We start from the raw sequence: 9203 nt of genomic DNA on the forward strand, positions 1-9203 counted from the left end.
CTTCAACGCTCATATTATCTGGAGTAAAATCATGAACAACCGATGCAATCCCGCGCCTCCGGCTGCGACACTCGACATAAATTGCGACTGCAAAGAATACGTGTAATCTGGATCTCAAGATTACACATATTCACGCGGCGTGATGTCCACGGAAACGTCATCCCATTCGTCGGTCGGGATTTCGGCAAGACGGCGTTCCTGCAGGGCTTCGCCCGTCGATACGATCTGCACGACACAGGCGTGACCGGCCTCAAGATCGCGCTGCATCGCCTGAATGGTACTTGGCGTCTGCATTGCAGTGATCAGGTGATTGAAGAAACGCTGCTTGGCGCTCTCGAACGCTGATCGCGCCGCCGACCGGGCCTGTGCGTTCAAGGTCCCATGGGATGCACTGGTAACGCCGGACGCTTCGAGCGCCGCATCGAGATGGGCGTGAATGACCTGAAATGCCCCGGCATAGGAATCGTAAATCCGCACCTGCTCAGGGGTCAGTTGGTGCTCGAGCAGGTCATATTCGACGCCGTCGAATGACAAGGAACGAGCAGCGTAGAGGCCGAGCGCCTTCAGATCGCGGGCCAGCACCTCCATGGCAGCAACGCCGCCATCCTCAATCGCGGCCACGAAGTCGGCGCGTGAGGCGAAAGGGAAGTCTTCGCCGCCCCACAGCCCGAGCCGCTGTGCATAGGCGAGGTTCTGGACTGTCGTGGCACCGGTGGCCGAGACATAGACGATGCGGGCATTGGGCAGGGCATGTTGGAGCCGCAGGCCCGCCCGGCCCTGCTGCGAGGCTGAGACATCGCCGCGCGCGCCCTTGCCGCCTGCGGCATTGGCCATGGCGTGCGCCTCGTCAAAGATGATGACACCGTCAAAGTCACGGCCAAGCCACTTGACAATCTGCTGGACCCGGCTCGCCCTGCCGCCCCGCTCCTGCGAACGCAGGGTCGCATAGGTAGTGAACAAGATGCCTTCCGCCAGTGTGATGGGTGAACCCTGCCGGTAGCGTGACAAGGGCGTCACCAGCAGTCGTTCCTGCCCCAAAGCCGACCAGTCGCGCTGAGCATCCTCAAGTAGGCGGTCTGATACCGAAACCCAGAGCGAACGGCGGCGGCCTTTGAGCCAGTTGTCGAGAATAATGCCTGCGACCTGACGGCCTTTGCCCGCACCCGTGCCGTCACCCAGAAACCAGCCGCGGCGGAAACGGATAGCAGCATCGTTTTCCTCAGCGGCCGCCGAGACGAGATCCCATGTCTCGTCAACGGTCCAGGCCCCTGCCAGATGCCCGGAATGGGCCTCGCCAGCGTAGATTACGGATTCCAGCTGCGCGTCGGACAACACGCCGTCACCCAACAGGTGCTCGGGCAAGTGCGGGCGATAGGTTGGTTTCGGCGGCGCGACCGAGGCCATTGACGCAGATTGAACCAGCGGCGTCGGGTGCGGCAATGCGCCGGGAATGACGACCGATTGAAGTCCATATCGTTCATAGATGCTGTCACCGAGTTGCCCTTCGGGCGGAGACCAGTCAGCTGTCGAATAGCTGAGTTCAGGCGCATCGGCATCGACCAAGGGATTGATCGGGGCAGTCCGAGCAACCGCGCGGTTCACCGGCGATGGCGAAGAAGCGCAATGTAGTCCTGCACCGGGCAATGGGGCAATCGGTCCGCGCGGCGGCACCTGCGCTTCGACCCATTTGAGCAAGGTCGCGGTATCAGGAGCAGTCCCTGCACTCGGAACGAAAGTCGTGGGATCGGAAGCGGGCAGCTTATCGATTACCGTCAGTCGGGTTTCGATCGTTGTGCCGTGCTTGCGATAGACCTTGCCGTCGATGGAGGCTGTAAAGACCACACGTCCGGCCCCCTGCAACCGGATGAAAGCATCGCGCCATGCTGGAGCATCAGGAGCACAGCCAGCGCCGGTAATGACCACCAGCCGACCCCCATGCTCGAGCCGGGCCAGGGAGGAAGCGATATGGCGAAGCGCGGCGTCCTTCATCGTCCGCTCCACGTGCGCGACGGCCGAAAACGGCGGGTTCATCAGAATGACGCTTGCAGCGAGTTCATTCAGCACGAGCTGTGCACGGGCCAGTTCGGCCTGAATCGCCAACATGCCTGTGCCAGCAGAAGGTTCGAGCACAGTTTCGCCTGCGCCAATCGAAGCAGCGACGACAGCCACGAAGGACAGGCCAGCAGGCGTCGAATATTGTTGCAAGGCCTGGCTGGTTTCAGAGCGCCGGGTGTGGGTCGGCATGAGGGCGGATACCCGCTCAATCAGCGCAAGGGAGTGAGATCGGGAGCCACTGCGCGACAAGATTGCCGGGCCAAAACGGCGCAGGAAAAGGATTTGAGCAACCTCGCAGGCATCGTAGGCGCTCTTCCAATCCCATGCGCCTTCAGCATCGGTGCCGCCAAAGGCTGCCGACATCGCATCGCGCAAATGTGCGGATTCAACGGGCCGCCCGATTTCGAGCAGGGGTAGAAGCGAGGTTGCTGCGGTCAGCAGCGCACGCGCACGCTCATCAAATGCGCAATGCGGGGCGAGCGGTGCAGCGCCAAGCGCTGCGTCCGTAAGGATTTGGGCCATTGGTGGGATCTCCGGGAGAGCAGAAAGGGCGGATCACGCCCGGACACTCTCTCTCAAACCCGGGCGGTTCGCCCGCTCCCGGCAAGGCTCTTGCTCTAATTCGAAGATCCTACTCCGTCGGGTTGCCGAAAATTGTGTGTGGCCAACAAGAGGGGAGTAGCATTTTGCGGAATTATTCGCTGACAGATCAGCCTTTCGTGGCAGTAGATCATGCCGTTCAAACCGGTCGTTGGTTGAAATGGCCGGTTAGTCGTCGTCCAGTTCCAGTCGGATTCTATCTTTGCCGTATTCCTCCGCATTCTCACGGGAAGCATTTTAGGAACAGGGTTATCAGGACTGCCTAATCAATCCATCGCATCTTGGTTAGGCCGCAAGAACTTGGTCTATCCCGCACAAGTCCTTCGGGGAATATTGGACGCCGGAACCAAACGAGTAGACCGTGCTCACGCGGCTACCATCCCAAACAAATTTGAAGTGATCGCGCTGAACGGCGCGCTCCAAAACATGCCCCTTGAGCACGCTTACGCATAATCCTGACGGTCGTTCCACAGGTCTGAAGACTACCCCATCAAAGCCTGCGTCGGCAATCAGGCGCCCCCGATGACGGCGTTCGTCAAAGTCAAGTTGGGGATCCCAATCAAGGCCGTTCGCAAACCGTCCCTTCACGCGCCGCGAGAGCTCACGCATTTCCAAGCCGATTGGCGCTTCACCTGTCTTGCTGAGGAATGTCTCGCGCCTTCGTATCGAGATCGCCAAGGCTGTCTGCATGTCGGCAGCTAGCTCAAGTGCGGGACGATCTGCGTCGAAAAAACGCGTCCCGTCCGGGTTAGGATAAGTAAATGGCGCATGGTTCCAGTTTTGCAGAAGGGAGCCGTTGTCGTCCACCACCTGAGCACCGTTCATGATACGGTCGCGTTCCCTTAGGCGCGGATTGGTGAGCGACTCAATCTCAGCCAGCTCACTGCTGCGATCATTTGCGACGCGCGCGAAAACGTCGATCGTCGGAAAGCGCGATGGAATGAGTGTGAAGAAGAGCTTGTCGATATCTTCGGTCACAAATTCATCCGCCACGTTGCGCATCCACATATTGCCTCACGCGATAGATATCTATCACCTGGCCGCCACGCATGACATCAAGGGCGCTTTGCCCGTTGAACTGAGCGTTGGGTCGGCGAATCCAACCATCGGCGGCGCGGGTTTCGGGTAACAAAATCTCGAGCGCCTTATGAATCGCTAGAAGGTGGGAAATCCGTTCAACCGTGTCGCGCGGGAGCGATCCGCCATCCTTCTTCCATTTGAAAAAGGTTGATCGGCCGGGTGATCCAAGCAGTAGCAACTGGTCCTCAGTCGACAGCTGCCATAAATCCGCCAGCCCCTGGAATGCCTCCATTGCCGCCGGAATCGCAGATTGCCCCTCGCCCGCTTGGGCGGTGGGTTTGAGCTTAACCACGCATAATTCTCCCTTTCATCCACATTTGGACTTGAAACGCAAAATAGTCCCGATATAGATAGTCCACATCGGGACTCGAGGACGATACTAGTCCATCGTGGATTTGGGATCAAGAGTCAGCAGAATTTGGAGCACCGTTATGGCCAAGGTTCACGACAAATTTCAGTTTACCGTCAACGGTGCCCTTCATGGCACCGAAGACAAAGTCTTGGATGGTAGCCAGATCCGCGAGATTGCGGGGCTGGAACCTGCCAGTGATTTCGTTCTGATCCAGATTGCAGGCGGCTTCGCCCGCTCGATCAGCATTGAGGAGGAGGTCAAGTTCGCCAACGGCGAGATCGCCGTCTTCCTCTCGTTCACCAGCGACCGCACCTACAACTTCACAGTCAACGAGCGGGGCTGGGAATGGGGTTCCCCGACGATCCTCGCCTCCGATATTTATCGCTTTGGCGAGATCGACGAAGAGCTTGAGCTCATCTTGGACAGCGCTGGCGATGCGGTCCTCCCCAGCGATGGTGAAGTGACGCTGGATGGTACCGGGGTCGAACGGATCCGTAGCCGTGAACCCAAGATGGTAACCATCAAGGTCAATGGACGCCCCAGGACCGTGGAAAAGCGCCCACACAGCTACCGCGAGATCGCGGCGATCGCATACCCCAACCCCGACTTTGAGAACTTCAACTACACGATCACCTATCTCCACGGCGTCCATGGTGCCGAGGGCGATCTCGTCGAAGGCGAGACCATTCAGGTGAAGAAAGGGATGGTCTTCAATGTCCGCCGCTCTGATAAGTCGTGATCCCCATCTCAAGCGCCTCGCTGACGAGGGCTTTGAAATCGAGGTGCGCAACAGCCACTTGATCGTGCGGAGCGTTCCGCACGTCACGGCTGACGGGAATTTGGCAAGGGGCGTGCTAACCTGCGCCCTGTCGCTCGATGGTATCGGCCTCACGGCAACGCCGCAGGGCGATCACACGATGTATTTCGCTGGCGGGACGCCGTGCCATCGAAACGGCGCCCCTATGGGGAACATCATCAATAATTCCCAGAAGCAGCGCTGCGGCGAGATGGACGTGGATCACTATCTCTCTTCCAAGCCCGAGGTCACCAACCGGTACGAAAATATCTACGATAAGGTGACCGCCTATGAGCGCCTTATCGGCGGCGCCGCCCGGTCTCTCGATCGGACGGCCAACGCCCGGACCCATGGGAAGGCGATGATCGCAAATGACGATAGCCCCTTCGCAATTCCCGATTCGGCCTCGGCCCGCTATCGAATCGGCGGCGTGAACCACAAGCTGAAGGGGCGGGTCGCCATCATTGGCCTGGGTGGAACAGGATCGTTTCTGCTCGACTTGCTAGCGAAGACTTGGGTGACTGAAATCCATCTTTATGATGGCGACCAGCTCTTGAACCACAATCTATTCCGCTCGCCTGGCGCACCGGAGCCGGAACTGCTCAAGGACTTTCCGTATAAGGTCGATTATTACGCACAGGTCTATGCCCGGATGCATATCGGCATCACCCCGCATCCAGTTCGGGTGACGGCGGCGAATGTGGATGACCTAGCAGGCTTCGACTTCGTATTCGTCTGCATTGATAAGGGGTCTTCACGCCGTGAGATAGCCGAGGGACTGCTTCGGCTGGAGATACCCTTCGTTGACACAGGAATTGGGGTAGGACTGGAAGGAGATTGTCTCGATGGCTGCGCCCGCGCTACCTTCGTCCGCCCCGGCATGGCCTGGTCCGAGGTCGAACGGCTGCTGCCGTTCGGCGATGACAAGGACGACGACGACCTATACCGGACAGATATTCAGATCGCGGCTGTCAATTCACTCAACGCCATCATGGCGATTATGCGATGGAAGCGATGGTTGAACTATTTTCGCGACGAGCGGAACGAGGTGAACTCGGTGTACATGATCGAGGGCAACAACATCTCGAACAGGGCTGCATAATGGCGCGGGTCGATAGTCTGAAAACTGTCTTCGTAGATGAGATACCCGAGATTCTCGAAGATGGTATCCTGTATGTCTCGGAGGAATGCTGCGTCGCCCTGCATAATTGTGCATGTGGGTGCGGGGAAGAAGTGTCCACACCTCTCGTGCGCACCGAATATCAACTGACGATGGAAGGGGGTACGGCATCGATCTGGCCTTCGATCGGCAATCACGACTTCGCTTGCGCTTCACACTATGTGATCGAGCAGGGCAAGATCCTCTGGGCTGGCAGGATGTCTCGCGGTGTGATCGAGTCGGGGCGGGAGCGAGATCGCAGGCTCAAGCGGCCTCCTGCTCCAACGGCGCTGCCTTCGGGCATACCAGAGCCCAAGCCGTTGCCGCCGTCCGCAAACGGCTTGGTCCAACGCATCCTTAGTTGGCTCGAGGCCATCTACCGGAAGTTTTTCCGCCAATAATTTTGCCCTGCGGTGAAGTTCACCTACTTCGCCGTAGGGTTTGCTGGGAGTCCGGTAACCGATCTGATCGCCACTGACGTTCTAGTCTCATTCCGCTGCTTGTTGGCGAACTGCTTAGCCCAACAGAGGCCATCCACCAGTTCCATTTGCGCGATCGTCGAGCAGGGAATTTCGAGCAGCCTAGCATTGGCGAAGATCACCGCTAGGCAGCGCGCGCGGCTGATCGCGACGTTCAGGCGATTGCGGCTATAGAGAAATTCGATGTTTCGGGGGAGATCGTCGCCTGACGAAGTGGCCATCGAGATCAGCACGACCGGCGCTTCTTGGCCCTGAAACTTGTCGACTGTTCCAACTCGTGCGCCTTCGGGCAACGTGCGCCGCAGCAGCTCGACCTGCATGTTATAAGGCGACACGACCAATATGTCCTGGGTGCCGATCTCATGGCGTTCGCCGTGCCGATCGGTCCAGCTTGTCCCAAGTAAGGCGCGATAAGTGATCGCGAGCCGCTCGGCTTCCTCTGGAGATCGCTGCGTGCGGCCGTCATGGTCGACTTCGACGAAACGCAGGCCCGTGGCGGCCAGTGCCGCCGGATCTGCCGCTACATCCACGTTGATGCATTGCCGTGTGGTGGTCGCCTCTGCCTCTAGGCGTCCTTCGTAGACAGCGCTGGAGATGAAGCCGCAGAGGTCGGGATGCATGCGGCGGGAGATGGGAAGGAATACGCCTTGATCTGTAGGCACAGTCGCATGTCCCTCCAGTAGATGCTCGAGGGCCGATCGACCGCTGCCGCCTGGATGCGTCCCCTTGATCGGCTGCGACAGCTGCATTTGATCGCCGACCAGCACGATGTTGCGTGCCGCCGTTCCCATCGCGATGATATTGGCGAGGCTTACCTGACCGGCCTCGTCGACGAACAGATAGTCGAGCGCGCTGTCGAGATCCTCACGGGCAAACAGCCAGGCCGTGCCAGCAACGAGCTGATGGTGCGGGGATACGCCGCTTCCGCTGCCGCCCACAACGTCGTCGATCCAGCCGTCCGAGCCGAGAATCTGGTCCTCACGCGACGATTTCTTCATGCCGCGATAGCGCAAACCGCGCGCGGACGTCTTCGCTTCGACATCCTTCAGCAGATTGTTGATCGCCTTGTGCGAATTGGAGGCCACGCCGATGCGTTTGCCCGCAGCCAGCAGCGCGACGATCGCTTCCGCCGACGTGTAGGTCTTGCCGGCACCAGGCGGCCCCTGAACGAGCAGATAGCTGTCGTCGAGCAAGCTTAGCGCCTCAATCGCCCCATCGGTTGCGTCCATGCCTTCCGGCACGATCGCCTGGCCTGATGCGCGCACTGCGAGCTTGGGTCGCTCTCGACGGAGGATCGCAGTGACGGCAGCATAGCGCTTCTCGCCGATCGCCACGCTCTGGGCATAGCGGTGCACCGCGGCGCGCAATACCTTGTCACCCACCGGGCCTTCGGGAATGAGCGCGGTGCCGGGTTCGATCGTCGAACGGCTTGGACCGAGCTTCAATTCGATCATGCCCGCATCCTCGTCGAGCGACATGATCTCGCCTGCGGGCTCCAGAGTGCCGGAGCGCAACGGTTTGTCGCCTACTTTCATCTTGAAGTCCTGCGGCGGAAAGGTGAACGGATAGACGACCGACTTCTTGTCTGCCCATGGGCGCAGCGTGGGGTGGGGCTGGAGGTCGGCCAGACACTCGGCATCGTCAAGGAGCGCATCCGCGTCCATCTCCTGCCGAGCGAACATCGCCCACCAGCTGGGCTTGGCCTCGCGCCGGTGAAATTCGAGCAGGTCGACCAGCAACCGGCGCCAGGGGGCTTCTTCAGCGGCGATCAGGGCCTGCGCCAATTGGCGGGTGCGTTCGTCGGCTTCCTCACGCGCGGCGACCTTTACCGGATCCGCGGGGGCCAAGGTCCGCCCGGTAAACCAAGGCGCGTCATTCGGCCGCAATGACAGGAGCCAGTCACGGCACAACCGGGTCGAGCGGCAGTCGATTTCGTTATAGTCCGCGATTTCCGCGAGAAGTGCGTCGCCGCCCACGCGGCGCCAGCGCTCGTAGATCACAATGCTGTCTCCAGCCGTCTTGACGGCGCCCTGCCGTCCTCCGGGGAGATAGAAGGCTTCCATATTCTTGATAGAATAGCGGGGTTCGGAGGTGCGTATTGCCTCCGCCACAACCTTGTAAAGATCGACCAGCCGGTCGCCGCGCAGCAGATCGTCGACCTCCTGTTCGCGCGTCCCATGATACATGGCGAGGCGCTTGAGCGCCGTTTCTTCGTAGGACGCATAGTGATAGATATGCGCGAGGGGATGGCGCGCCAACCGCGCGGTCATGAAGTCGATCGCCTGTTCGAACGCGATCTTCTCGTTCTCCCGGTCATGCGCCCAGAAGGCGTGGAAGCGATCCTCGCCTTGGTCCAAGGCTACAAGGCCGAACAGATATTCGAGGCCGCCTTCGAACAGCGGGTCGCCTTCCATGTCGAAGAACATGTCGCCCTCGTCCGGCTGCGGCAGCCGCGCGAAGCCGCGCCCCGGCACAGCCTCGAGGCGCTCGATGCGTCCCTCGCCGGTCTGGCGTTGGTGAGCCTGCAGACGCGCCTGGGCCGAGAGCTTCGCGACGGTTCCGGCTTGCATGCCGGGGATTTTCGTGTCGCCGGGCAGAGCCGCAAGGGCGCCTATGCTGTCGATCCCGGCCTGACGCAGCGCTGATCGGTGACTGCGCCCCATGCCGGCAACGATCGAGAGG

Annotated in this window: 7 protein-coding genes; 3 read left to right on the top strand and 4 right to left on the bottom strand. The window is 60.0% G+C overall.

Annotated elements, in window-relative coordinates; translation table 11 throughout:
* Positions 1-120 precede the first annotated feature (120 nt).
* The 3 genes from B7Y89_RS17755 to B7Y89_RS17765 form a co-directional block, all read right to left on the bottom strand.
* Positions 121-2577 carry a strawberry notch-like NTP hydrolase domain-containing protein gene (locus B7Y89_RS17755; protein WP_292940792.1) on the bottom strand — a complete coding sequence of 819 codons (2457 nt, stop codon included), beginning with the start codon at positions 2575-2577 and terminating at the stop codon, positions 121-123.
* 363 nt (positions 2578-2940) lie between these two features.
* Entirely contained in the window at positions 2941-3657 is a 717-nt protein-coding gene (locus B7Y89_RS17760; protein WP_292940795.1) for an RES family NAD+ phosphorylase, read from the bottom strand.
* Positions 3638-4027 carry an MbcA/ParS/Xre antitoxin family protein gene (locus B7Y89_RS17765; RefSeq protein ID WP_292940798.1) on the bottom strand — a complete coding sequence of 130 codons (390 nt, stop codon included), beginning with the start codon at positions 4025-4027 and terminating at the stop codon, positions 3638-3640. Before B7Y89_RS17765 ends, B7Y89_RS17760 begins: the two co-directional genes overlap by 20 nt.
* Positions 4028-4166: 139 nt before the next feature.
* Between B7Y89_RS17765 and B7Y89_RS17770 the strand changes: the two genes are divergently transcribed.
* The 3 genes from B7Y89_RS17770 to B7Y89_RS17780 are packed head-to-tail and all read left to right on the top strand — an operon-like array spanning position 4167 to position 6443.
* A complete protein-coding gene (locus B7Y89_RS17770) occupies positions 4167-4826 on the top strand; it encodes a multiubiquitin domain-containing protein (protein WP_292940801.1) in 660 nt (219 codons plus the stop codon).
* On the top strand, positions 4801-5985 hold the full coding sequence (locus B7Y89_RS17775) for a ThiF family adenylyltransferase (protein WP_292940804.1): 1185 nt from the start codon (positions 4801-4803) through the stop codon (positions 5983-5985). The genes B7Y89_RS17770 and B7Y89_RS17775 overlap by 26 nt, the downstream gene beginning before the upstream one ends.
* Entirely contained in the window at positions 5985-6443 is a 459-nt protein-coding gene (locus B7Y89_RS17780) for a DUF6527 family protein (protein WP_292940807.1), read from the top strand. Before B7Y89_RS17775 ends, B7Y89_RS17780 begins: the two co-directional genes overlap by 1 nt.
* Before the next feature lie 23 nt (positions 6444-6466).
* Here B7Y89_RS17780 and B7Y89_RS17785 read toward each other — a convergent pair.
* Positions 6467-9203: TM0106 family RecB-like putative nuclease (locus B7Y89_RS17785; protein WP_292940810.1), on the bottom strand; the 2737-nt coding region annotated here is incomplete at its 5' end.

This window comes from Novosphingobium sp. 32-60-15 (genome assembly GCF_002280675.1).
Lineage (GTDB): Bacteria > Pseudomonadota > Alphaproteobacteria > Sphingomonadales > Sphingomonadaceae > Novosphingobium.

Bases quoted from the DNA above. Each gene is read 5' to 3' on its own strand.
- B7Y89_RS17780 (WP_292940807.1), top strand. From the start codon at position 5,985: ATGGCGCGGGTCGATAGTCTGAAAACTGTCTTCGTAGATGAGATACCC.
- B7Y89_RS17760 (WP_292940795.1), bottom strand. From the start codon at position 3,657: ATGCGCAACGTGGCGGATGAATTTGTGACCGAAGATATCGACAAGCTC.
- B7Y89_RS17775 (WP_292940804.1), top strand. From the start codon at position 4,801: ATGTCCGCCGCTCTGATAAGTCGTGATCCCCATCTCAAGCGCCTCGCT.
- B7Y89_RS17770 (WP_292940801.1), top strand. From the start codon at position 4,167: ATGGCCAAGGTTCACGACAAATTTCAGTTTACCGTCAACGGTGCCCTT.
- B7Y89_RS17755 (WP_292940792.1), bottom strand. From the start codon at position 2,577: ATGGCCCAAATCCTTACGGACGCAGCGCTTGGCGCTGCACCGCTCGCC.